23 protein-coding genes and 3 pseudogenes are annotated in these 23,691 nt (G+C 57.0%); 11 read left to right on the top strand and 15 right to left on the bottom strand.

Annotated elements, in window-relative coordinates; translation table 11 throughout:
* Positions 1 to 15 precede the first annotated feature (15 nt).
* The 5 genes from FNL56_RS06215 to FNL56_RS06195 all read right to left on the bottom strand — a co-directional run bounded on the left by FNL56_RS06215 (position 16) and on the right by FNL56_RS06195 (position 6,068).
* The gene (locus FNL56_RS06215; protein WP_210245479.1) at positions 16 to 1,080 is read right to left on the bottom strand and encodes a phosphotransferase; all 1,065 of its coding nucleotides are present in this window, start codon (positions 1,078 to 1,080) and stop codon (positions 16 to 18) included.
* Positions 1,081 to 1,459: 379 nt separating this feature from the next.
* Positions 1,460 to 1,717: a hypothetical protein gene (locus FNL56_RS06210; protein ID WP_143571980.1), complete on the bottom strand. Its 258-nt coding sequence runs from the start codon at positions 1,715 to 1,717 to the stop codon at positions 1,460 to 1,462.
* 475 nt (positions 1,718 to 2,192) lie between these two features.
* Positions 2,193 to 3,482 carry a PQQ-dependent sugar dehydrogenase gene (locus FNL56_RS06205; RefSeq protein ID WP_143571979.1) on the bottom strand — a complete coding sequence of 430 codons (1,290 nt, stop codon included), beginning with the start codon at positions 3,480 to 3,482 and terminating at the stop codon, positions 2,193 to 2,195.
* Positions 3,472 to 3,930 (bottom strand): DUF2231 domain-containing protein, encoded by a 459-nt coding sequence (locus FNL56_RS06200; RefSeq protein ID WP_246660879.1) that lies wholly within the window; start codon positions 3,928 to 3,930, stop codon positions 3,472 to 3,474. Before FNL56_RS06200 ends, FNL56_RS06205 begins: the two co-directional genes overlap by 11 nt.
* Before the next feature lie 938 nt (positions 3,931 to 4,868).
* Positions 4,869 to 6,068, bottom strand: coding sequence for an IS256 family transposase (locus FNL56_RS06195; RefSeq protein ID WP_143577346.1), 1,200 nt, complete (start codon positions 6,066 to 6,068; stop codon positions 4,869 to 4,871).
* Positions 6,069 to 6,768: 700 nt separating this feature from the next.
* Here FNL56_RS06195 and FNL56_RS06190 point away from each other — a divergent pair.
* On the top strand, positions 6,769 to 7,632 hold the full coding sequence (locus tag FNL56_RS06190; protein ID WP_143577610.1) for a DUF3800 domain-containing protein: 864 nt from the start codon (positions 6,769 to 6,771) through the stop codon (positions 7,630 to 7,632).
* Positions 7,633 to 8,140: 508 nt separating this feature from the next.
* Positions 8,141 to 8,869, top strand: coding sequence for a reverse transcriptase domain-containing protein (locus FNL56_RS06185; RefSeq protein WP_143571977.1), 729 nt, complete (start codon positions 8,141 to 8,143; stop codon positions 8,867 to 8,869).
* 111 nt (positions 8,870 to 8,980) lie between these two features.
* Here FNL56_RS06185 and FNL56_RS06180 read toward each other — a convergent pair whose 3' ends face one another.
* Both FNL56_RS06180 and FNL56_RS06175 read right to left on the bottom strand, forming a co-directional pair.
* The gene (locus FNL56_RS06180) at positions 8,981 to 10,063 is read right to left on the bottom strand and encodes an IS5 family transposase (protein ID WP_143578820.1); all 1,083 of its coding nucleotides are present in this window, start codon (positions 10,061 to 10,063) and stop codon (positions 8,981 to 8,983) included.
* A gap of 274 nt (positions 10,064 to 10,337) precedes the next feature.
* Positions 10,338 to 11,129 carry a hypothetical protein gene (locus FNL56_RS06175; protein ID WP_143581837.1) on the bottom strand — a complete coding sequence of 264 codons (792 nt, stop codon included), beginning with the start codon at positions 11,127 to 11,129 and terminating at the stop codon, positions 10,338 to 10,340.
* A gap of 490 nt (positions 11,130 to 11,619) precedes the next feature.
* Between FNL56_RS06175 and FNL56_RS06170 the strand changes: the two genes are divergently transcribed.
* The 3 genes and pseudogenes from FNL56_RS06170 to FNL56_RS28970 form a co-directional block, all read left to right on the top strand.
* Positions 11,620 to 12,381 carry a DNA N-6-adenine-methyltransferase gene (locus FNL56_RS06170; protein WP_246660877.1) on the top strand — a complete coding sequence of 254 codons (762 nt, stop codon included), beginning with the start codon at positions 11,620 to 11,622 and terminating at the stop codon, positions 12,379 to 12,381.
* Positions 12,382 to 12,657: 276 nt separating this feature from the next.
* Positions 12,658 to 13,293, top strand: a complete 636-nt coding sequence (locus FNL56_RS06165) for a hypothetical protein (protein ID WP_143571973.1) — start codon at positions 12,658 to 12,660, stop codon at positions 13,291 to 13,293.
* A 16-nt stretch (positions 13,294 to 13,309) separates the two neighbouring features.
* A pseudogene (locus FNL56_RS28970) lies at positions 13,310 to 13,483 on the top strand (ISL3-like element ISMex26 family transposase); the annotation flags it as partial.
* Positions 13,484 to 14,061: 578 nt separating this feature from the next.
* Here the strand turns inward: FNL56_RS28970 and FNL56_RS06155 are convergent.
* Both FNL56_RS06155 and FNL56_RS06150 read right to left on the bottom strand, forming a co-directional pair.
* Positions 14,062 to 14,880, bottom strand: coding sequence for a hypothetical protein (locus FNL56_RS06155; protein WP_143577606.1), 819 nt, complete (start codon positions 14,878 to 14,880; stop codon positions 14,062 to 14,064).
* A gap of 219 nt (positions 14,881 to 15,099) precedes the next feature.
* Positions 15,100 to 15,723 (bottom strand): hypothetical protein, encoded by a 624-nt coding sequence (locus tag FNL56_RS06150; protein WP_143581836.1) that lies wholly within the window; start codon positions 15,721 to 15,723, stop codon positions 15,100 to 15,102.
* A gap of 180 nt (positions 15,724 to 15,903) precedes the next feature.
* On the opposite strand from FNL56_RS06150, the gene FNL56_RS06145 reads away from it, so the two are divergent.
* Complete coding sequence (locus FNL56_RS06145; RefSeq protein ID WP_441351271.1) at positions 15,904 to 16,440, top strand: hypothetical protein; 537 nt, start codon at positions 15,904 to 15,906, stop codon at positions 16,438 to 16,440.
* Positions 16,441 to 16,510: 70 nt separating this feature from the next.
* Positions 16,511 to 16,792, top strand: a complete 282-nt coding sequence (tnpB, locus tag FNL56_RS06140; RefSeq protein ID WP_441351270.1) for an IS66 family insertion sequence element accessory protein TnpB — start codon at positions 16,511 to 16,513, stop codon at positions 16,790 to 16,792.
* 627 nt (positions 16,793 to 17,419) lie between these two features.
* Here tnpB and FNL56_RS06135 read toward each other — a convergent pair.
* From FNL56_RS06135 to FNL56_RS28230, 3 genes and pseudogenes are all read right to left on the bottom strand, one after another.
* Entirely contained in the window at positions 17,420 to 18,244 is an 825-nt protein-coding gene (locus tag FNL56_RS06135; protein ID WP_143577461.1) for an IS5 family transposase, read from the bottom strand.
* Between the two features lie 1,176 nt (positions 18,245 to 19,420).
* Positions 19,421 to 19,606 (bottom strand): DUF2188 domain-containing protein, encoded by a 186-nt coding sequence (locus FNL56_RS27965; protein WP_210245478.1) that lies wholly within the window; start codon positions 19,604 to 19,606, stop codon positions 19,421 to 19,423.
* A 350-nt stretch (positions 19,607 to 19,956) separates the two neighbouring features.
* Positions 19,957 to 20,097, bottom strand: a pseudogene (locus FNL56_RS28230) (IS3 family transposase); the annotation flags it as partial.
* A 4-nt stretch (positions 20,098 to 20,101) separates the two neighbouring features.
* On the opposite strand from FNL56_RS28230, the pseudogene FNL56_RS28225 reads away from it, so the two are divergent.
* Together FNL56_RS28225 and FNL56_RS28585 are read left to right on the top strand one after the other, a co-directional pair.
* A pseudogene (locus FNL56_RS28225) lies at positions 20,102 to 20,290 on the top strand (integrase core domain-containing protein); the annotation flags it as partial.
* A gap of 316 nt (positions 20,291 to 20,606) precedes the next feature.
* Entirely contained in the window at positions 20,607 to 20,732 is a 126-nt protein-coding gene (locus FNL56_RS28585; protein WP_256365963.1) for a hypothetical protein, read from the top strand.
* A 73-nt stretch (positions 20,733 to 20,805) separates the two neighbouring features.
* Here FNL56_RS28585 and FNL56_RS06120 read toward each other — a convergent pair whose 3' ends face one another.
* The 3 genes from FNL56_RS06120 to FNL56_RS06110 form a co-directional block, all read right to left on the bottom strand.
* A complete protein-coding gene (locus FNL56_RS06120) occupies positions 20,806 to 21,546 on the bottom strand; it encodes an outer membrane protein (RefSeq protein WP_143582528.1) in 741 nt (246 codons plus the stop codon).
* 325 nt (positions 21,547 to 21,871) lie between these two features.
* Entirely contained in the window at positions 21,872 to 22,120 is a 249-nt protein-coding gene (locus FNL56_RS06115; protein WP_143571969.1) for a DNA-directed RNA polymerase subunit alpha C-terminal domain-containing protein, read from the bottom strand.
* A 408-nt stretch (positions 22,121 to 22,528) separates the two neighbouring features.
* On the bottom strand, positions 22,529 to 22,717 hold the full coding sequence (locus FNL56_RS06110) for a DUF3606 domain-containing protein (protein WP_143571968.1): 189 nt from the start codon (positions 22,715 to 22,717) through the stop codon (positions 22,529 to 22,531).
* Between the two features lie 256 nt (positions 22,718 to 22,973).
* Between FNL56_RS06110 and FNL56_RS06105 the strand changes: the two genes are divergently transcribed.
* Together FNL56_RS06105 and FNL56_RS06100 are read left to right on the top strand one after the other, a co-directional pair.
* Complete coding sequence (locus tag FNL56_RS06105) at positions 22,974 to 23,243, top strand: hypothetical protein (protein WP_143571967.1); 270 nt, start codon at positions 22,974 to 22,976, stop codon at positions 23,241 to 23,243.
* Positions 23,244 to 23,296: 53 nt separating this feature from the next.
* Positions 23,297 to 23,677, top strand: a complete 381-nt coding sequence (locus FNL56_RS06100; RefSeq protein ID WP_143581834.1) for a YkvA family protein — start codon at positions 23,297 to 23,299, stop codon at positions 23,675 to 23,677.
* Positions 23,678 to 23,691 lie beyond the last annotated feature (14 nt).

Below are 23,691 nucleotides of genomic sequence, written 5' to 3'. Positions count from 1 at the left end.
TTCGAAGCCGGCCTGTCAGGCGGCATGGTTGGCAAACTGGCTGGATACTTCATCCGAGGAGCGGCTCAAAAACCAGTCGAGCTGCGGCCAGCAATGCGCGGTGAAGCGCGTTACATAGGCCGCGTTGGCCGGTACCGCATTGGCCAGCGCGATCGACAACAACGCCCGCGCCACCACCCGCCCCATCACCAGATGGGGAAGCAGATGCAGCTCTTCCGCGGTGAGGTCGGCGACGCCGAGATAGCCCTCCAGCAGGTCGCGGCCATGGCCGAAGAACTCGCCGTCGCTCTGCCCGGGCCGCTGCCCGAGCAACGCGGTGGAGACGTCGATCGCGACCGAGGTCCGCACCGCGTCGCCAAAATCGATCACGCCGCTGACGAAGCCCGGCAGCGCGGCATCGACGACGATATTGGACTGGCTGAAATCATTGTGCAGCACCTGCCGGCGGGTGCCGGCCAGGCGGGTTTCGATGCTGGCAAAACGCGCCAGCGCGGCCTCGAGCTGACGGCGCTGCGCGGGGTCTTCGACCCCTGCGAGCAGGCTTTGCAGGCCGAGTAAATGCTGGATGTCCCACGCCAGCACGCGGGAATCCGCGGGATGGCTGAAGTCCGCCAGCGCCAGCCGCAGCCGCGCCAGCAGCCGGCCGATCTGCTGCCGGCCCGCCGGCGTCGACGGCACCTCGCTGAGCGGCTGGCCATCCATATAGGTCATCATGCGGACCGGCCGGTTCTGCCCGGCCTGGTCGTGACAGGCAAACAGCGCCTCGCCGTTCAGATTGGCGACGACGCGCGGCACGGGAAGCGTGGGCGCCGTCGCGGCGAGATGGTCGAGAATGCGCAGTTGCAGGTCGATCTCCGCCACGCCCTCGGCCGGATTGGCCACTTTGAGAACGAAACGCTGCCCGTCGGCGGCGGTGATGCGAAACGTATCGTCCTTCTCGGTGGCGAACCGCGTCGCCCGGCCCTCGATCCCGAAGTGACGACGCACCAGATCGACGGCTTCCGCCTCCGCCATCGCGACATAGGGCGCGGCAAGGCCCCCCTGCAGGATGCTGGACGCGGGCAATGGATCGTTGGCCACGAATCTACCTTCGCTCGGCTGCGTACGCCCGGCGGGCGCGTTTCGCGAAGCGGTATATCTGCCATCGATTGCCTTGGGAACATAGCGCCGCGATCATCCGGCATGCAGCGTCGGAGTGCCGCTCGCAATCCTGGAATGAGCAGCAGCGGCAAATCAAGCAGGACGATTCAGACCGCCAGCACCCCTACCGAACCTTGGACGCCAAGACTATGTCGTCTGGAAATGCGACACCGAAACGATCTGCCAGGCTGCCGGTTTGCACAGCAACCTATCGCCGTGAACTTCGTTCAAACGGCATGGGAAAGATATTCTTGATCATTATAATACTGGGAATCGCAGTGCTGCTGATCACAGCCGTGCTGTTTGTCAGCCTGTAGGTTCAAACGTAGGAGCCATCGTTGCGTTGCGCCCCGCGCGGCAATGCACGCTCGGCATCCGCCAGCTTTGCCCGGTAATTGGCTCTTGCCGCCCGCTTGCCGATCAACGGCAGACCAAGCTTGCGGGCCCGGATCGTAATCGAGCTGATCGGCTTGTTCAAAGCCGCCGAGCATCTTGCGGGAGATGCCCCCTCCATGACGAGCTTCTTCAGGCGGCTCGTCTCGTCATCCGACCATGGACTGGTGATTAGCTTGCGCATTTCTCTTCTCCATTCTGGCCTGGATGACGCTATGTCCGGGACCGGCCCCGGCCCGCGCCCCCTTCCAATCCAGCCCTCACGATGTTCATTGAAAAACCGCGATAACCAAATTTCGTTCCGCGAAACGACGCCGCGGGATGGCCGCTTGCGCGAGCCGCCGGCACTGCGCTGGCCGGGCGGGAGTTGTTCGACAACGACCGTTACCGGATGGGGCACCGGGGCGCCGGCCTCGTCGCGTTGCATCTCCGGCGCTGCGAAACAGCGCTCGATTTCGGCAACCTCATTATGGGTGGGGATCGCAATGGTAGCAGGACCGTGCAGATCCGCGCGCGTCAGAAGCGGGAATGAGGACTGCACGGAGGTACGCCCCTTTAGTGGGGCACTATCACTTAGGTTCCCGCGAGCGGCGGCCCGATGCCACCGGGGAAACGAGGCTGGCCACCGCATGTTGCGATGGCCAGCCTGCCTTGCAGCTTTACGGACGCGGCGCCGTCACGCGCCAGATCGTATTCGACAGATCGTCGGCGACCAGGAGCCCGCCGCGCCCATCGACCGTGACGCCGACCGGCCGGCCGCGCGTCTTGCCATCCTCGCCCATGAAGCCGGTGACGAAATCGACCGGCGGACCGGACGGACGACCATTGCTGAACGGCACGAAGGAGACCTTGTAGCCGGACGGGGTTTCCCTGTTCCAGCTGCCGTGCTGGCCAACGAACACGCCATCGGCAAATTTGGCGCCCATGGCCGGCGACGAGAACGTCACGCCGAGGGCTGCGACATGCGAACCCAAAGCGTAGTCGGGACGAATGGCCGCCGCGACCCGTTCCGGATTTTGCGGCATCACCCGTGTATCGACGTTCTGGCCCCAATAGCTGTAGGGCCAGCCGTAGAACCCGCCGTCCTTCAGCGTGGTCAGATAGTCCGGCACCAGCTCTGGGCCGATCTCGTCGCGTTCATTGGCCACGGCCCACAACTGGCCGCTGCCCGGCTGGATCGTCAGCGCGGTCGGGTTGCGCAGCCCGGTGGCGTAGGGCCGATGGGCGCCGGTCGCGGCATCGATTTCCCAGACCACGGCGCGATCGACTTCCGCGATCATGCCGCGTTCGGTGATGTTGCTGTTCGAGCCGATCCCGACATAGAGAAAACGGCCATCGGCACTGGCCGTCAGCGACTTGGTCCAGTGGTGATTGATAGCTGACGGCAGATCGGTGACCTTGACCGGCGGTCCGCTCGCCTTGGTCTGTCCGTCGGCATAGTCGAACCGGACCAGCGCGTTCTGGTTGGCGACATAGATCTGGTTGCCGATCATGGCCAGGCCGTAGGGCGCGTTCAGGTTCTCGGCGAACACGGTGCGAAGCTCATAGACACCGTCGCCATCCTTGTCGCGCAGCAAGGTCAGGCGATTGCCGCCGGCCACCTGGGTGTTGCCCTGCGCCTTGATGACACCGGCAATAAAGTCCTTCGGCGTCAGCTTCGGAGCCGAGCCGCCGCGCCCTTCGGCGACCAGAATGTCGCCGTTCGGCAGCACGAGGGTCTGACGGGGAATTTTCAGGTCGGTGGCGATCGCCGTAACCGAATAGCCTTCCGGGACCTTCGGACGCGCGTCACCCCAGATCGCGGGAGACGCAATCTTCATGGTCGGCAACAGGCCTCGATGGGGCTCGGGAAGCTTCGGGTCAGCCCCGTATTGCTGGGCGCTGACCTGATGACCGGCGCTGAGCAGAGCCAGGAAAGCGAGAAGCGAAATCGATTTATCAAACTTCATAGTCGACGCCTGTCGTTCGCATGGTGGAAAAACCGAGCACGGTCGCGATCACAGCCAGCACGGCGACGATGGCCGAGACGAGTAACGCCTCCGGCATGCTGGCCCAGGCATCCTTGGCGTGAAGCAACTGGTTGACGAAAGAGAGGATCCAGACCGTCAGCATCAACATGAAATAGATGACGCGCGGACGGCGGTCGGCACCGCCGCGGAACATGTCGATCAAGGCCCACAGGGTCGCAAAGCCGCCCAGCACCAGACCGCCCATGATCAGCCAGCCCGCAAAATTCTTCCACTGGATTTCAAGCGTCGAGAAGTAAGCCCAGTCGCTCGCCAGCCCGATGATGAGAAAGCACGTCATGCCCGCGAGCAGAAACGCGTGGAGCGGATGTATCGATCGGTGATAAACATCCCCGACACGGTGGGACGAAGCAGGCGTTGACAGGGACAAAGACGATCTCCGAATATCCGCGGCGTGATAGCTCGCGGTGCGCCATAAACGCCCCGCATCGCGGATGGTTCACCGCTGGTTCATTTGAATGGCGGTCACGATGATGCGATTTCAGCGTCCGGAGATCAGGCGATCGCATAAGGGCAGCGGTGAATTTGGCGAAAGGCGGGATAGGTCGCCAAGGCGTCGTGGCGTGATCGATGATCCTGCCGGGCAAGATTTTGGAAAAATTCTGGACGCTATGGGGCGGTTTCGATCACGGCGTGTGTGGCTGTGGTTAGCGCGCAGTGCGTGAGCGGAGGGGGCGGTGCCGGGAAATTCCGCGGCAGATCCGGCAATTGCACCGAATTGGGCAATTGGTCGGAGTGGCAGGATTTGAACCTGCGACCCCTGCGTCCCGAACGCGGTTCACTTCTTCCAAACTATTGATATTGCTAACGTGGTGCTCCAGTGCGCCACGTTTTGTTCACGCCGGAATCGACCATTTCATTGCGATATCGTTGCAGCGTTCTCCGAGTGTTCATTGTGAACATGCGGCCACGATACAATTGGCTCGTTTGAGTTCATGCGGGCGTCTGCTCTAGGCTCTTATGAGACGGAGAATGGATAATGCGGTGTTGGATCGGGGCTGCAGCGATCTTTGCAACAGTGTCGGGATGTGCGCGAGAGCCGCCACCTCTGACCCAAGGAACAGCAGCGGGCTACAAGAAAGACATTGAGGACCAGCTTGGGATTACGCGCGCGAAACAGACACGAGAGCGGTGCTCTCAATTAGCAAAACCGGCCATTGGAATGACCGCTGCGCAGGTCTTGGCCTCCTGCTGGGGAAAGCCCGACCACGTAGCCGAGACCATTACCGCTCGGGGAAAAGGATCATGCCCCGCGGCGTGGTGTAGCTTCTTGATGGCCACCCCGATTGCCGGCCACGGCCGGGCTGGTCAGGTTGCCACTGCGGGCAGCCCGACGATCGGATTATCGCTGATCGGGGCGATGGTTTCCAGCGTCATGTAGCGGGCACGCTGAACCGCCCATTCATCGTTTTGTTCAAGCAGGATGGCACCGACGAGACGTCGGATGGCAGCCTCGTTGGGGAAGATGCCGACGACCTCGGTGCGGCGCTTGATCTCGCCATTGAGGCGCTCGATCGGATTGGTGGAGTGCAGCTTGGCGCGATGCGTCGCCGGAAAGCCCATGAAGGCCAGCACGTCGGGCTCGGCCTCGTGCATCAGTCTGGCCAGCTTCGGGATGGTCGGCTGCAACTGGTCGGCGACCTTGCGCCATTGCACCCTTGCGGCTTCGGCGTCGTCCTGGGCGAAGGCGGTGGCAATGAAGGCGGAGACCACGCGCCGCCCGCTCTTGCCGGCATGGGCCAGCGCATTGCGCATGAAGTGGACGCGGCAGCGCTGCCAGCTGGCGGTCAGCACCTTCGACACCGTGGCCTTGATGCCCTCGTGGGCGTCGGAGATGACCAGCTTGACGCCGCGCAATCCGCGGCGGGCGAGCTTGCGCACGAACGCGGTCCAGAATGTTTCGGCCTCGGAGGGCCCAATGTCCATGCCGAGAATCTCGCGCCGGCCGTCATTGTTGACGCCGACCGCGATGATCGCCGCTACCGGGACGATGCGGCCATTCTGCCGGACCTTCACATAGGTGGCGTCGATCCACAGATACGGCCAGTCGCCCTCGATCGGCCGCTCCAGGAATGCATTGACGCGTTCGTCAATCTCCTCGCACAGCCGCGACACCTGGCTCTTGGAGACGCCGCTCATTCCCATCGCCTTGACCAGGTCATCGACGGAGCGGGTCGAGATGCCCTGGATGTAGGCCTCTTGAATCACGGCAGTAAGCGCCTTCTCGGCCATCCGGCGCGGCTCCAGAAAGCCCGGAAAATATGAGCCCTTGCGCAGCTTCGGGATCCGCAGCTCGACCGTGCCGGCCCGGGTCTCCCAGTCGCGTTCGCGGTAGCCGTTGCGCTGCACCAGCCGCTCCGCGCTCTTCTCGCCGTGGCCGGCACCGGTCAACGCGGCCACCTCCAGTTCCATCAGCCGCTCGGCGGCGAAGCCGATCATCTGGCGCAAAATATCCGCGTCGGGGGTCTTCTCCACGAGCGCACGAAGGTTCATCATCTCGCTGGTCATCGGTGGTTCCTCGGTTGCATTGCGTGTTGCAACCCGATCCTACCGGCGAACCGCCGGTGACCAACACATGCCGCTCGCTCGCTACAGCGCCATTTGAAAGCGCGCTTCGCGAGCGGCATAAGATCAGAAACCTACACCACCACGCGGGACACGATCGGGAAAAGTCGCTGGGTGGGGCTCCCCGGAAGGCAATATCCTACTATCAGACGGCGTTGTCATGAAGATCGAAACCATCCAATAGAAGCCGACCGCTGGGCGGCCTCTTTCCGCTCATTAGAGCGTTTTGCCTTTTCCCTTGCAAAATCAGTACAGCCTTCTGCAGATGTTCTCAGTCTGTGCACGCCTTTATGAGGCGTTTCTGGTACGTAACTGGTACGCCGCGTCAGACTGCTGAGATGCCGAGCATCGAAATTAGCTGTGCTGATGTAGATGGTCTGGAACAATGCTGGTGGCCTCTCTCTGATCATCAACATTTACCAGCGACCTGTTTAACGAATTCTGCCAGACCCAGCGCAGCCGGCGCGCTCTAGCGACGGGGTACCGTAAAGCTTGCGCCATGCCAGCGCCTGTGGACTGCGATCTTCGCGTCGCAGCCTGAGGCCCGTTCCCGCTATCAAAGTCCGGAGAAACTGTGGGCATCTTGTTCTATTCGCTGCTGGACGATTGATTTATTGCGCTGAAGCTCGCGAGAATTGCGGCCATGAGAGATGAGAACGTACCAGACCACTATTATGCGGCTTACATCGATGAGGCCGGAGACCCTGGCCTGCGGTCAGTACGTCCAATCGATGAAGTCGGCGGCACAGAATGGCTCTGTTTAGGCGCCGTAGTTATAAGAGCATCCCAGAGTTCGAAAGCCGTAGGTTGGGTGCGCTCGATGCTCGAAGAAGCCGGGGTACGTAATCCATCTGATCTGCACTATCGCAACTTGCCCGGTTTCCGCAGGACATCCATATGTTCTGCGACCGCGCGGCTTCCAATAAGAGCCTTTGTCCTCGCTTCTAATAAGAAGAATATGCGGCAATATCGCAATCTGAGAGCCGAGCGCCTCAAATCTCAACAGTGGTCTTATAATTTCTGTCTTCGGCTTTTATTGGAGCGCGTCACTCATTTCTGCTTTGAGCATGCCAAGGCGGAGAATGCACCTGGCAGGCTCCTCAAGATCGTTTACAGCGAACGTGGCGGCCATTCTTACGGCCAGACGACCGCCTACCAAGAGCTACTAAAGTCGCAGTCAAAGGCTGGGACAATGTTGCTTACGAAGCGGCGAATCTATTGGGAAGTGCTCGACTGGCGACTTGCGGAGGCGGCATCACACAAATCGAGCGCTGGGGCTCAGCTAGCTGACGTTATCGCGAGCGCATTTTACCAAGCCGTCGATACCCTACCGCCTACCAAATTGGATAACAGCTTCGCGAAACTCCTTAAGCCCATCATGGCAAGGGATGACGGATTGTATATGAATTACGGCTTAGCCCTGCAGCCAACTCCACCCTCTAAAGCGAAGCTGACGGATCAACAAAAGGAGATATTTGAATTCTACGGATACAAGTTTTGGCCATAAGCGGCGGGCCCCCGGCCTCCGATCCCCACCGAGCATATAGACTACCATCCATCGGGTAGCCGCATCGGTAAGAGGCCGCCACCAGAGCAGCGACCCAAGAGGGTGTTCCGGCGTAGCCCGCCGATAGAGATTCTAGGTCAATCCGAATCTGCTGCAACCTTTTTTATTTTTCCTACTGCAATGCTGTTGCCTTTGGCGTAGCCGGGTTGCATGTTCGCCGAGACCTTTCGGCACTGACGCCACGACATGAGCTGCATGACGTTTCCGGACGCCCCAGCACGCTTTTAGGACGCTGCGGGCTCTTTGGGCCTTAAGGCACTCCTTCGGATGACGGCTTCTAAGATGAAGTCGTGGAATAGCCGGCGGGTTAGCTAATGGAGGCGTCTATGGATAAATTTATCCGCCGGGCGCGTCGAGTTCGCGATCTTGTAGCCCTCGCTGCTTTCTTTTGGAAAGTTGCAAAGTGGATCTATGAGAACGTGATCTCGACCGTCATCTGGCTCCCAAAATGTACACAAACTACTTACTGCGATACAAAACCAAGGGACGTTACGTCTTTTCGCCGACGGACGAGTGCAGAGAATTTGGCAACCGCCTGCTAGACGAGTGTCGGATGCGGGTCACTTTGCCAGACTACCACTATCATTATACGTCGGGCGGGCACGTTGCGGCGCTACACCGCCACATCGACAACAAGTTTTTCTTTCGGATCGACATCCAAAGTTTCTTTTACGCGATCCGCCGAAATCGAGTTGCCGCGGCCCTTCGCCATTTCAGCATTTCAGATCCTCGTGACCGAGCGAAGTGGTCGTGTGTGGCCGATCCATATGGAAGTGGCGGATACGTCCTGCCTATCGGATTTGTTCAATCTCCGATGCTGGCCAGCCTGGTTGTGCTTCTTTCGCCCGTGACAGACTCGATCGAACTCGCGAGAACGCGAGGCGCGTTCATTTCCATGTACTTCGACGACTTTATCGGATCGGCGCCTGATCTGGTCCTGCTGAACGAAGTTTTTGACGATCTCTGTCTAGCATGCGAGAGGGCAGCACTTCCTATAAACGACGGCAAGCTCGTCCTGCCCTCCCCGATCGCCACCGCCTTTAATTGCTCTCTGGAAGAGGGAGCTGCAGAGGTGACCCCGGGTCGAAAAGCCGAATTTTTTGCCCAACCAAGGTTGCCAGCCTCCATTGCGTCGTTTGATGCCTACTGCGATAGAGTCGCCAGTCAAAACCGTTAGCAGTCCGCTGAAAAACCCAAAATCCGACTATTTTCTTGCCAGCGGACAGGCGCGATGCTGGTGTAGTGAGCTGATCGGGCGTCGCGCGTCGTCGCCTGGACGGCGGGGAGGCTATGCGGCGAGCAGTTTTGGAATGCGGATCAGGTTGTAGGCGATCAGGTTGAGCAGGAAGTCGGCGGCGACAGCGCCGATGCCGCGATGTTTGGTCTTGCGCATCGTGCCGTGTTGCTTGCCCCATCCGAAGATGCATTCGATCATCGCGCGCCGTGTCTGCGACATACCATAGCCCTCGTGGCGGGTGGTTCGCTCGTCGATCGCGCTGCGACGGCTGCGGCCGGTCTTGCCCATTGTATTGTTCTGCATCACATGCGGCGTCACCTCGATGGCGCGCAGATTGGCGACATGATCGGCGGTGTCATAGGCCTTCTCCGCGCCGGCGGTGATGCGCCGGCCGGCCTGTTTGGCCTTGGCCTTGAGCATCTTCTCCGCGGCGCGACGCTCGGCGGTGCCGCTGGCCTGCGTCACCATCCCGGCGACCGCCAGACCATTGCGGTTCTCCATGGTGGCATGGCCCATGTAGCAGAGCCTGGCCTCGCGGCCCGTGGCCTTGCGGTAGAGCCGGCTGTCGGGATCGCTGGTGGAGGCATGGGTGTCGTTCTTGCGGGTCTGGCCATGGAAGTTGGTGCCGTCGTCGCCGTCACTGCCGTCCTTGGGGCGGAAGCTCTTGTGGGAAGCCCAGGCTTCGATCAGCGTGCCGTCCACCGAGAAATGCTCGTCCGACAACAGCGCCTTGACCTCGGCGAGGTTCAGAAGCCTGGTCATGAACTTCGTGAACACGTCGCCGTTCTGCAGTCGCTCGCGGTTCTTCGTGAAGGTGGTCGGGTTCCAGACCCGGTCGTCCGGCGACAGCCCCACGAACCAGCGATACAATAGATTGTAGTCCAGTTGCTCCATCAGCTGGCGTTCCGAGCGGATGCCATAGAACACCTGCAGCAGCAGCGCGCTGAGCAATTGCTCAGGCGGGATCGACGGACGACCTTCCTTCGCATAGAGGCTGGAAAAGCTGCGGCTCATCTCGCCCAGCACATCACGGACTAGCGCCCGGACTTTCCTCAGCGGATGGTTCTGGGGCACCCGCGCATCCGGCGAGATATATGAAAACAGCCCGCCTTGATCCTCGAATGTCCCGCGCACGCCGACCTCCACCGATTCTCGATCAAATTGAATCAGGAAATGAACGCCGCCGCGAGGGATTTTTCAGCAAACTGCTAGACGAGAATGATTTCTCTCGGTCTTAAAAAGGAGCACGAAAGCTTCCGAATTTGACAGCACACTCAACTCCACAGAACCGTTCTCCATGGGTTTGTAATTTGCGCATTTAAACGACTGCACATCGGATTTTCTCACGATGAATAGCAACTTTTTGAAAAGCGATGGTCGACCGCGCGTTTCCCCAAATAGATACCAATCAACTAAGAGCCATTTTTGCCAAAAGCTGGTCTTTTTCCTTCGCGAAGGACAATAGCTGCCGTCCGTCGAATAGGTTGTCGATCGTGAAGCGATAGACAGATTGATTGTTAAGCATCTCTACTGCGGTCATTATATCGTGAGAAGGCTGGTCAATGATCAGTGAGAGCCAGCTCTCTGTTTCGAGTGGAGATGGCATCCAGAAGGTGTCTCCAAAGGTTTCGCGTGCCCCGTTCTGAAGCCGCTTCATCGCTCTGCTATTACGACGCCCATTTGTCGTATAAAGTTGGCAACCGTTCTTGCCGGTCAAAGGTGATCCCAGTCCCTTCAAATAGTGAGTTGGGACGATCTGATCGTATACAATATCATTTGCTCTAGATTGAGGAATAAAGTGAGCGAGGACCACTTCGATCTTTCCGTCGATAGGCATGTATTGCGGAGGCCATCTAAGTGCACGCGCCATCTCAACATTTATATCGAGAGGAATAACTGTTCCCGGAGCTTTGGCGGGTGGACGAGCTGCCAAGGTTCTCTCAATGTCGCTTAGCGTTTGATGACTCTGCCGGGCGATCCGTGACACCTCTGCTTGCAGCGTATGGATCGAGGCAATGCGCTCCCTCACCTCGGCCATTTTGTTCGTAAGGACAGCTACCTCACGGTTATATTGGTTTCTCCATCCCTCACTTGGGCAGCTATTGCTCGTAGCAGCGGAATTGTTAAAAACATTCGGCAACGCTGTCGCGGTTGCGATCACTTCGAGACACTGGACTTCGGTTGTATCAACTAGAGACATTAAAAACTTCCTTTATATAAGTATGAATTAGTAACCTTATTAAGCAGAACGTGATTGCTAAGTGCAATTTGTTTCAGCGAGCACGTTGGTTCGCTTGAAATGTCGCGGCTGCGAGACTTGGAAATCGACGATTGAGGCTTGCTCCAACTTTACGGATAAGACTGGTCAATCCGGTTCACCTGACCTTCCCGTTGGCTCAATGGCGCTCGCCGCGTTATCCTGCTCACTTCACGACCAAAGATTTTGCGCGACGATTGCAACAGCGTTTTCGGAAGTGGCGCGGCACGAAAATTTAGGCTAGGTCACTAACGTATTAGCCGAATAATTTCCGGGGAAGTGGATGGAGCTAGGTGACGCAATCCGTCAGGCGCGTACAGCGTCTGGTCTCAGTCAAACCACTTTGGCGCAACGGGCTGGAGTTAGCCTCGATGCTGTTTCAGCTTTGGAAGTGCACGGGGCCGGAACTGTACGGTTGCTTTCCGCTGTCGCTATGGCGATCGACTTGCGCTTCACGGGGCTACCCCGTGGTCGCTCTTTCGGCGATCAGGTTCGTATACTCCGCAAGCGGCGCATGTGGTCCCAGGAAGAGTTGGCTCAGCGGGCAGAAGTTTCAGCGCCGGCTATTGTCCGGCTCGAACGAGGGAACGCTCGGGTGGCGACTCTTCAGGCCGCTCTGGATGTACTCGCGCCAAAAGCTCGCCCTCGGAAGTCCGAGATCGCGCGATGGGGCAAAGGAACGCGAGACGTCCGATTCACGCCGCCTGAAATCTGGGAGCGGATCGTGCATGTGCTCGGGCGGGTCGATCTTGATCCCTGCGGTGATCTCGCCAGCCCGGTTGGTGCCCGTAAAACCTTCACAGAACTTGACGATGGCTTGACCCAGCGGTGGTTCGGTCGCGCGTATGTAAATCCGCCCTACAGCATGGCGATGAAGTTCACCCGGAAGGCGTACGAGAGCTTTGCGGCAGGCCATTGCTCGGCCGTGATGCTGCTACTTCCTAACAGCGTGCTGCACACTCAAGCCTTTCACGAATTCGGATACGGAAAGGCGGACGTCTTCATCCTTCAGGATCGGATCAGGTTCCTAAGCGCGAACGTTCAGTATAAGGCGCCGTTTGGCAATAGTGTGGTTCTCTATGGCGCAGATGATCTGATGATCAAGCGAACGCTGGAGGTGTTCCCGTGCGTCCATCTTCAGAAGGCCGCTTCTCTTGGACTGGGCCGGCCCCTCCACTTGCGGCTTTCGCGATAACGTCCACGCCATTCCCAGCGCGGTCAAATCGCGGCACGTCTTACGCCATCCAGGCAGGTGCGCCAGTGTTCGGCATCTGTGACGGGCTGCAGACTCATTGTGATAAGGGACAACGAGGTCTGCAAAAATGCTTAAAATCCGGCCTTATCTGGTCGGCGTGGCGCTTTGAATGGCTGAGCATGACCTTTTGGCCAATCTGATGCAGTGGCCTCCAAATTCTTGAACGTACATTTTGTCCTTCGCCCGTGGTCATCCGGCCCAGGCTGGAGACACGACATGAACCACGACCAAAAGATTCTAAATGAAGAACACGGCATGCAGCATGCGTGTGACGTGCGCCACGACCTTTTGATCTCCGCCTTGCAGGAGATCAAAAATGAGGTATCTCGCATTTCGCAGAAACTGATGTCCCGCTCGCTCATTCTCTCGAACGGTGCTGGCGACGCCTACCCGCAGCTGTCCAGAAGGCTCTTGAGCCCTCTTGCTGACTACCCTGACACGTTTGAAGTTGTACGCGCGCACTTCATCCCACAGTGTCAGAAGGAACATACTGCATACCTCCAGATGGTATTGAAGCGCTATCTAAAGGCGTACGGCACTGAACCGATGTTAGCAAAGCACAACGGTCACTTGTACGCAAAGCATCACGGTTTCCTCGATAGTCGTGCCTCATCGCATCTTGTCACTCAGGCAAATATTGAAGGCGATGTGTTCTGGGTGCCAGACCCAGCAGACCATCAGATATGGCCTGCATTGGTGATGGACGCCTCCGGCGAAACGCCGGCGGATCTGCGGGCTAGAATCGAGCCGCATCTAAAAGGGCAGTTCACAGTTGAGGGCTTCGGTCCGAAGTTCGTACTATGTTTTGAGACCGAAAGAGACTTCATCATAGCCAAACTACATCTCGGGTAGGTGGCACACATGAAATGCGATGAACCTCAAGCATAGCGCCTTGGCACCTTGGGCGCGGCGAACGATACGACTCGATTTTGTCATCCATCATTTCGGCCTTGCATTGGGAGGCCGGCCCGCAGCGAAGTTTGCACGCCGACTGATGCTGCCGGTGAGCAATGATACGCTGCTTTGGGTCGTTCGGCGGCGCAGGGCGATCGGTTCGACTTGTTGTCATGGCACGCCGCGTCCGCTGCCATACTATCAATGACTTGCGCCTGTCTTCGGGCGAATGGTGATCGCGGTCGTGGCGCCTTCACAAACTGCGGTCTCTACTTCAAATCCGTCAGGGACCAGCACTGACGGACGCAAGGCGTGCTGCATGATGCTGATTCCTTTGTGAAACCAACACGAGGCTGCGCGCGAACTTCATCAAAAGTGAGTCAGAGCCCAATTTGCACCCCTGAGCGGCCGGTTTTGAGGTATCCCTCGTTTCGCACAAGCTTTGAATTGAGAAAATCATTTTCGCTCATCGCTGCGGTAGCCATGACAGTTTGCCCACCTCGTGACCGCCGTTAGGTTTTGTCACCAGATGCGAGCGAAGGCACGAAAGCCAAGCTTTGGTGCGGGAGCCGTTTGTTTAGATCTTCTGCTATGAAGGTTTTGTGAGCAAATCTTGGTCAGCCGCGATCGGGGATCAGGCCGCAACACAAGCCGCCTTCGCTTTCAAGATAAGCGAGTTCATCATTTCGATCGCATCAGTGGCGTCGCCATCGTCCGAACAGATCGTCATGCGCGAGATGGTCGTGCCAGTTCGTCGGGATGCAGCTTCGGCTTGTTCGTATGCCAGTCTTTGACGAATTGGCGCAGATCGTTAATGTGCCCTTCGTGCTCCTCCTGAACACTGTCTTCTTCGTCCTCCCATTGGCCAAGCGTTTTGATCAGCAGATTCGTCGCGCGATCAAGCCAGAGTGCGGGATCGCGCGCCATGGCGACCGGGGCGGATTTGATCGCATCATCATATGTCGTTTCGGCTTCGTCGGCATTTTCGAGCGCCTCGGCAATCTTGCCGTCATCGCCGGGAAACATTTCGCGTATCTGCTCTATTTGCGTGGTGCACCCTGACAGTGCGCCGGCAAGATCGCTGGTGATCTCGCGCCACAAAGGCGAAGGCGCAACGGGGAGTGCCAGCAAAGCAGCCGCGGCTGTTCGAGCATTTGCTGAGCGATCAAGGGTGGCGCGTTGTCCTTGTAATTTGGTGTTGGACGCGTTGTCAGCATCGGAGTCGAGCAGTTCGCGCATCACCGCGCGCCAGTCAAGCGCTGGTAAAGCAGGAAGAGGTAGCCTCTCGCCCTTATAGGCTTCGTTGCCAGACCATGCGCCGGTCACGTACTCGAGGCGGGTTGTTTGATAGTCGGCTTTCTGGTAGTTCCAATTGTTGTTCTGGACGTCGAGTTCCAGCGCGTTGGCAAGTGTCTCCGCGTCGTATGTCGCGAGACGAGAGTGCGGGACGTCGTAGGAGCGTTCGATTGTGAATACGGGCACGGATGTGTTTTCTTTCTCGGGCGCACAATTGCGCGGGTTCGGTGTTAGGCGCAGCCGTTTCATCGCAACCGTCGTCGGACAGGATAGTCGTCTTGACGCGGCTCGCCCCGGTGTGGACCTGTTGCGCTAACTCCAGCGGCTTGTATGCGAAATTTCTGATATGGCACTGCAAAACTAACCGCAGCAATGAACGATAAGAATCATTTTGACGTAAGAAGAGATCGTAATAGATGTGTTTGAAGTCTCTTGCTTCAACGTAATAAAGCAGCAATGCGGCTTCTCTTATGGGTTCTTGTTGAAGCTGTTCGTCGAAGAGAACTTTTCGGCTAGCGCGCGGCCGATCACTGCGCAAATGACATCCGGGACATCACTCGAGATATTCGCGAGTAAAGGCAGGTTCTCCATAGCTTTATAGTAGTAATCCCACTCGTCGTCGCATTCTGTCCACGCAAGCTGCGTAGCTAAATGGCGCCTACCGCTCATCTGTGCGGTTGTTTCGAAGCCATCATAAAGAATGTGCAGATGGGGGTTCTGTTGTTGGATAAGCAGCGCTGCTTCAAACGCATCCACGAACTTCCGAAAATACGCAGCAAGGATCGGCGGCGAAGTGGCTTGACCAATCGATAACTCATTGCCCTGGCAGGCCGTGATGCAAGCCATCATCGTGTGGTTGGGAATATCGCAAGTAGGTCGCAATGTGAGATATGTTGCCAACGGCACCAGATTTAAGTCACGTTTTTCGAACCAAAGCGCTTTACTGAAGTAAACCGGATCCGGTTGAAGATTCGGCATTTGGGTGCTCTCTTCGTTTTCATTCGTTAGAGTCATTGGATACTTCCTTTCAACCAGCAGGACGCCGGCAGTACGAATACGCACGGAAGAGTTTGTGAGCGCAATATTTTTCACGAATACTTCCAATCATTGCGCGATAGCTATCGCGGCGACGGAAGTCCGAGCGCGGCTTCATCGAACCGTTTTCGTCGGTATAATTCTATAAGCTTCGAGCGCAAGCAGCCTGGGATGGCGCCGCACGAAAATGCGAGCTAATGCAAATACGTTTTAGCCGAAGAAGTTCCGGAGAAACGGATGGATTTTGCCAGCGCTGTCCGACAGGCGCTTACAGGTCTGAGTCAAACGGTGCTAGCGAACAAGGCTGGCGTTAGCGTCGATGCTGTTTCAACTCTTGAGGGTAAAAGGGGGCGGAACGCCCGCGTGCTCTTTGCTGTGGCTAGAGGTGTTCACCGGTGCGGGTCGCCGGCGGACGTGGAGCGACGAGGACAAGGCGCGGGTGATCGCGGCGATCGAGAGCAGTGGCAAGTCTGTTTCCGGCGTGGCTCGGCGGCATGGATTGTCGCCGCAGCAATTGTTCGGTCGGCGACGGCAGGTCAGAGAAGCTCAGGCGGCGTTTCCAAGGATGATGAACCGCGTCTTGTCCCGGCGGTTGTCGATCCGGCACATCCGACACGGCGGGCCATCGGCAGCGCAAGACGCCGCGCCGGCAGCTGGAAGAACCCCACTGGAACGATCCAGGTCGCCATTGATGGCGTGACGGTGCGCATCGGCGCTGGCGCCCCGGCGGGCACGATCGCCGCGGTGTTGCGGGCTTTGAAAGCCGGCGCGTGACAGACCCGATTGGCACGGTCCGCGTCTGGGTCGCGAGCAAACCTGTGGACGTCCGCAAGGGCGCGATGGATTGGCGGCACTGGTGCGCGAGAGCATGGCGGCGGATCCGTTCTCCGGCGCGGTCTACGTGTTCCGCGCCAAGCGCGCGGATCGGATCAAGCTGGTGTATTGGGACGGCACCGGTCTGTGCCTGTTCGCCAAGCCGCTGGAGGATAGCATCTTCCGCTGGCCGAAGATCGAAGACGGCGTGATCCATTTGTCGGCCGCGCAATTGTCGGCGCTGCGCGAAGGGCTGGACTGGCGGCGTGTCCACACGGCGCGCGATGGTGACGCCGGCATAGCCGGGTTGTAGGCAAAAAGAGATATTGCGTTCGCGGCGGCATAATAGATAAATAGAATTGGAATTCGGTGGGCGCTCCTTATGGAGCTCGGTGGCTGCCCGGCTAAAACTCTGACGCGGGAAACGAGACCGTATTAGGAGCAGGCTCCGAGGCCAAAACGCTGATCAGTCGTATAAAGCTGATCGAAAGAGAGCCGCAACGTCCTAACGATGACGACGGCTCGTGACATCCTGGTCGCGTGACTTGGCTTGGGTGACACGCTGATGTTGGTTATACCAACTTCTAACCGCCAGAATGCTTGCATTCAGAGACAGCAACTAAAGACAGGGCTACGGGTGGCCACCTGTTACGAATAAAACCGTTACATTGCTGGAAGTCACTGTCGAAGACTCAACGAAGGAACCGACGATTATCTCCCCCTGCTTCTTTCAAAGACGCCTCCACCGAAATGGTAGGCTGTTCAGCTTTGATAGGAGCAGGGGGATAGAGTTGTGTCCAGTTTCTAACGAATGGATACGATCGCAAGCTTACGCTTGCTCTCTCCATCGTGGCTCTCTAATAAAACGAAACCGGCTATCAATTTATATGATAAAAGCATGGATCTCTTAGAGTCTGACTCATAATGAATTCGTTTGATTTCAGGCTTTTGCAAGCCGTCTTATAAGGACGCGAATGTGAGCGACGAACGCCCAGGCAACGGCGCTGGCGATTGTGGTCTCGAAGTCCTTTGCCAATCTGCGGCAGCGACCGAGCCATCCGAACGTTCGTTCGACGACCCATCGGCGCGGTAGGATTTCGAAGCCCTGCTCCCTGTCGGATCGTTTTATGATTTCTATCGTCCAATTGCCGATGCGCTTCAAAGCTTGACGCAGCTTATCTCCGGCATAGCCACCATCGGCAAAAATATGGCGCAGCCACGGATAGCGATAACGTATCGAAGCAAGAACGCACGGGGCACCATCACGGTCCTGAATGCTGGCTTCGTGCACGACCAGCCCGACCAAGTTTCCTTGCGTGTCGGTGACGATGTGGCGCTTGCGGCCCTTGATTTTCTTACCTGCATCATAGCCCCGGGGGCCGCCGCTTTCCGTGGTTTTCACCGACTGGCTGTCAATCACTCCGGCCGTTGGGCTCGCCTCTCGGCCAGCCGCCTCGCGCGAGGCCATCACGAGCGTGTAGTTCAGCGACGCAAACAGTCCGCCGCGCGACCACGCGTAGAAATAGCCCTGCACCGTCGAGTAGGGCGGGAAATCCTTGGGCAACTGCCGCCATTGGCAGCCGGTCGACGCAATATACAGGATCGCATCCATCACCGTTCGCATATCTGTCGCACGCGGGCGACCGAGCGCCGAAGCAGGCGGCAGAAGCGGCTCCATCACAAACCACTCGGCATCCGTCGTATCGCTTTCATATCGCAAGCTCGCCCGCCTATAGTGTCGGCGGGTGATTTCAGTCCAGACCATCGTGCTCTCCCTCGAATCTTCGCAAATCCGAAGGAATCACAACTGGCTGAAATCACTCAGCTTCTTTTTCAGTCAGCCTCTTATACGACTGGCGACCTGATCCATTAGCAAAAGAGACATCAGCAAACACTCATGAACTTAGCCCGGGAAATCGATATAGGACACGGGTGAAGTTTATGGTGAAAGAGCGAACGATAGTGAGCGAGAGAGCCAGAAGCGAACACGAGTTCGAATGAGCAAAGCCGAAGGCGCATGCGAGTTCGGACTTTTAATAGATGTTAAATGCTTCGCTCATGTCGCAGCACGAAGTCCTCAGACACAAATGTCACAACCCGCTCACGTGATTAAATAGTGACGGGTCTGCAGACAATCACCTATAAAGGAATGATATCAACAACGGATGCATTCGCTTGAATATCAAAGAATCCTATTCCACATTCTGCTATCACTACTCCATGACCGTCTCGGCTGATGGCACAGAGCATTCGGTGATGCTAGAGGCATACCTAGAAGCGAAAAGTTGTTTGGATATCCCGTTTTGGAAAAATAACGTAGATCTAATCGACGAAAATCATTTTCTGGCGTGGGCTGACAATGCCTTAGCCAGCGGACGACTTACTTCTTATGATCATAAGTTCTATGTGAGATGCTCTGAGACTATAGCGCGCTTTCGCCAAGAGCCTAAAACGCGGTGGGCGAAGTTTGGTGTTATCGAGGACCAGCCCGGTTACGCCGATAACCCATGTCGGTTCATCATGGCTTATCAACTCGAGGACGGGTGCATAGAGTGCCACGTCGCGACCGATACTAGAGTACTGACGTGTAAGCGGATCATCATATGATGAGCGCAGATAGCTTGGCACAGGTCGTCGCAAATTGATTGAGTTGTAATACCTAGAGAAGAGTTCTGAAAGCCAGCAGGCAAAAGCTAAGGGTATTACCCCGGCCGGAGCAAATGACGCGCTTGAATCGGTTGAAGTGGGAAGCCCGTGTGTTACATATGAGTGGTATCAGAAGCGAGTAAAGCGCTCTTATGAGTCTGTACCAGCGTTTTATTTTTTGCGTTGTCGAGTACAGCTTGACTGTCACCGGCCCAACCCTCGGCGGTAAATCGCCACCAGTCGTCTGGGATCTCGAAGGGGCCGTGCTGGCCTGGTAGTTAGAACTGCAACGGCCTTAGCCCTTGGACGAACGAGGCTCGGCACTGCGTGGGAACGTGCGCTTTTCCTGGAAAACGCCGTCCATCTTCTTGATTTTCACCGAGCCCCCATGCTGGCCGATCGCAGCCGACAGGCTACCTCCAGCGGTCGCATCATCTCGGACTAACTCGATCGCCGGTTGAGGCTGGCCGCTCCAGGTCATCTGATAGACGTTTCCTTGAGCCACTGACTGGACCGCGTGGGGAGCCGGTGCGCAGAATATAGAAGATCGCTTTGATGAATGACACCTAATCATTGTTTTATCAAATTCCCTGACCCAATCAGACCCACTGATTTCTCCGCCCCAGACGGCCGACCCAACAACGGCATGAGGGGAGTCCTGGATTTGAGGACCGTATCACTACGGTTCGCATTATTATCAAAATCGGCAGAATCGCAGAAGTAAGTTGGATCGAGACCGCCGACCGATCAATCAAACTGTCCGTCGTCAGGCAATTTGAGACTGATCACGTGTTTCGAGAAGAGAGCCTCTGGCTCATCAGCGGTTAGAGTTTAAGCAGCCTGCAGTCGGTGCTGCAAGCGACGGTTTGCGATGGTGGCAAGTTTGATGCGTCTGCGTTCTGCGATGATCGCCTCCGCTCTGCCGTAGTAGACGTCCGCCGGCGTGACGTTTTCGATGCTTTCATAATAGCGGACGTCACTGGCCGAGGCTAGGATCGTAACTGAAGGTTGGCGTCGGCATTAGAACACCGGCCGTCCTCACGGCTCGCTGGGTTATAGGCCACCAGCCCCCGAGGTCTTCGTGCCCGCAAGGACCGCGCGGTCGGCTTCGCAACCCCCACCAAGTACGCCGACCGCGCTGGCACCCAAGGCGCCCATGCCCTAACATTCCAACTGGACCAGTCAGTGGGGACCGATCAGGCGCTGCTGAGAACAGGGAAATACTCAGCCACTTAGGTCCATCCACGCCCTTGCATGAACCGGCGAATACTACGAAATTCTTACTTTGCCGAGGTCGCGGAACTTCCACATAGCAAGTCGCGTTAACGTAGCAGCGCGGAAAGTTATGATGTTACCTCTGATACCAGATTGTCCCGTACATGAAGAGCAAGTTTGACAGTCTCGGCTATCATATCGTTGTGATTAGAGTTTCTAAATTTCCCGTATCGTGGCGGTGGCGCATTGTTCGTCGCGGAGCGCCGATGGGTGTGAATCTGGAAGCTGAGGGTTTCAGCGACTACCTGATGGCGCGCCTTGCCGGCAACCGAGCCTTAGGCGAGTTTTTGGAAGAGTTAATGACGGAGCGACTCCGTTTCCCGAGTGAATAGCGATATCGCTACACGCAAGCAGAAAAAAGGCCGACCTCTCGGTCGGCCTTTTTCCTAAATATTTAGATAAAGATCAATACTTAGCCATAACGGGGCCGCCGAGATTGAACCGATAATTCAGACCCGCCTTGACTGTGTGTTCGTCGTTACGGAACGATCCAATAGCAACCAAAGCCGCCGGCCCAGCAGTAAACTGTGAGTTACCAAAGTTAAAGTACTGATATTCAATTTTACCCGACCAGTTTTGGGTGAACAGATATTCCAAGCCGCCGCCAACTGTGTAACCGTCCTGACGACGGTTGTAAGTGAATGCGACGGGCGCTCCACCAACCGTGATTCCGATATTGCTACCATTGTCGCGGAATCCATAGCCGCCCTTAGCGTACAGAAGCGCAGGACCCCATGCGTAGCCGAGTCGACCGGTCACCGAACCAAGGCCACGGCTGTTAGAATTATTGGTCAGGATACCAGCGCCTGCCGGATCGGCAAAAGCATAGCCGTTGTTACTATTAGTGTTCGGCTTGAAGCTGTAATTAGCTTCGATACCGACAACCCAACTCTGAGCGAACTGATAATCCGCGCCGCCCTGAACACCAACGATAAATCGACCGCTGTTACCGTTTCCGAAGGTGCTGTTGCCACGCCAATCGCCACCAACGTGGCCGCCGATATAGAAGCCGGTCCAATTATACACCTGCGCGGCAGCATAAGCCGGAGCCTTCGTGTACGTACGAGCCGCCATATCTGCTGCAGAGACCGGCGCTGCCAAGCCGATCGTAGCAAGGGCTACGGTCCCGAGTAGAAATGCCTTCATATCAAAAGTCCCCCAAAAAGTTTTGTACATGAACTCACAAATACGCCAGCCGTAAAATGCGATTCTCGTTTTCGCCAAATTGCAACACTTTATGATTAAAAAACTTCCAGATGCCTAACAAATGGTATTCAGGTGCTTAATTTCCGCGCCCGACGGTTGCGTCCCGTGTTGTGGCGGCTTTGACGTCTCACTAGGATCGGCAAAAGAATCCGCTGCTGGCGAAGCAAACTGCCAGAATCGAGAAAACGATATGGCAGCTTTATCGGCTAGAGGATAATTAGCTAAAGGCGGGATTGGAGCTCGTGTCAGTTGCTTGGGCCTGCAGTCATAAGGCGTCGCCGGCATGACCGGATGGACGCACGCCGTCCTCTGAAGCCAAACCAAGGCATTGACGGAGATAATCGACGGATCCAGATCCCATGTCCTGCAAGCTTAGAAGGGTTTTATTGGAGGCTTCACGAACATCACCGACGGTCTTGATGCCGCCGTGGATCAGAGCATTTCGCACTCGGGTCGTCAGGCGCACTTCATCGATCGGGATGTCGTCTTTTAACTCGGGTGTTGGATCGCGCATGACCGGCTCACTTTAATTAATTGATCCAGAATTTTATCTGGCAAACGCCCCCACAAACTAAAAGGTTCTAAACGGCCCGGCCGCTTCTCTCGCCAAAACGAGCCTGGGCCTGACCTGCAGGGACTTGGGGCGGTCAAAATGGCCGGCAAATGCAAAAATAACGCCGCTCTACGATACCATTCAGCAGCACTAACTCTCGGACTTCCGACGGTACAAGCGGGGCTTTTGTCGAGGATCAGCCTTACTTCGAATGGCGTTCCAACGATTATCGATCGCAGAGCCCGTGCGCTGCAGGCGCGACGAAATCTCGTAAATTCCGACCCCCGCTATTTTGAGCTGCATGAGCAGTTCGTCGTCTTCGGGCGTCCACGGTGTTCTTTTCCTGGTCACCGGTGATTCAATAGAAAATCAGGGTCGGTCGGCGTCGCGATAGAGCTCTTTTCGAACGGAGGCCGCGGCATTACCGACCTTGCCAACGGCCCGATGAAGGTCTTCCCGCGTCACCTTCAAGTGGCGGCACCAATTGCGGACTTCAAGGTCATCGTCCATCTGTATGTGGCTGCCCTTCTGGCCTCGATTTCCAAGCTCGTCAGACATCTTCTTTTGACCCTTTAAGCAGTACCGCCTTCGCAGCCCACGATCCGTTTAAGTGCAGGGCAGAACTCGGCAAGCGAGATTTAGTTCAATTTCGGCTCAGCGTCATGTTCGATCCGCGCATAAGACGTCATGTGCAGGCCTTCGTCTGGCGGGCTCAACAACCTGCTCATCCGACTGGCAACAGCCGGCGCGATCGGGAACACGACCTTAACGTCCCTGCGGTGACGCTGGCCCGGCCCCGCGCTAGACTGACGCAATGCCCTTTCTGCTTGTCCGCCGCGACGCAATTGTTCGAGCCTACCCCGACGAGTTCCGCGTCATCCTGGTAATGGCGGATGGCTACGAGTTTGAGGTCGGCGGCATTGCCAAGCAGACCGGCGCCAAAAATCGCGTATTCTGGCAGTGGTCATGCCCGGGTGGCGCCGGCCAATCCGCTAGAAAAGGGATAGCCTGCGCCACAGCGAGTGCGCTGGTTAAAAACTTTCGCGATGAATGTTTCGCAATCCACAACGGCGACGATGGATAGCTGGTCGAAATGAAAATTGAGACTAAGAAAGAGACCGCCAACTGAGTCGGTATATGCTCGCATTGATAAAAATATGGGCCAGAACGTTAAAGCGAGACGCGCACGCATTGTATCTTGCGGCGCGTGATCCGCGTGTCCCATGGTATGCGAAGGGGCTCGCAATCGCGGTCGCGGGATACGCTCTTTCACCAATCGATTTGATTCCAGACTTTATCCCGGTCATTGGGTATCTGGATGATTTGATTATCGTTCCACTTGAAATCGCCCTTGTAGTACGAATGATCCCGCCGGGGATCATGGCGGAGCACCGCGCTCTGGCGGAAGCTGCGCAAGAACGGCCTGTGAGCCGGGTTGCGGTAGCGGTCATTGTGGTAATCTGGATAGCGTCCACTGTTGCGGTCGGCTGGATCGCGTGCGGATACTTTTCAAACTAAGCCACGGTGGATTC

Origin of the sequence: Tardiphaga sp. vice304, assembly GCF_007018905.1 — a bacterium.
Classification (GTDB): Bacteria; Pseudomonadota; Alphaproteobacteria; order Rhizobiales; family Xanthobacteraceae; genus Tardiphaga.
This window is presented reverse-complemented; position numbering and strand designations above follow the sequence as displayed.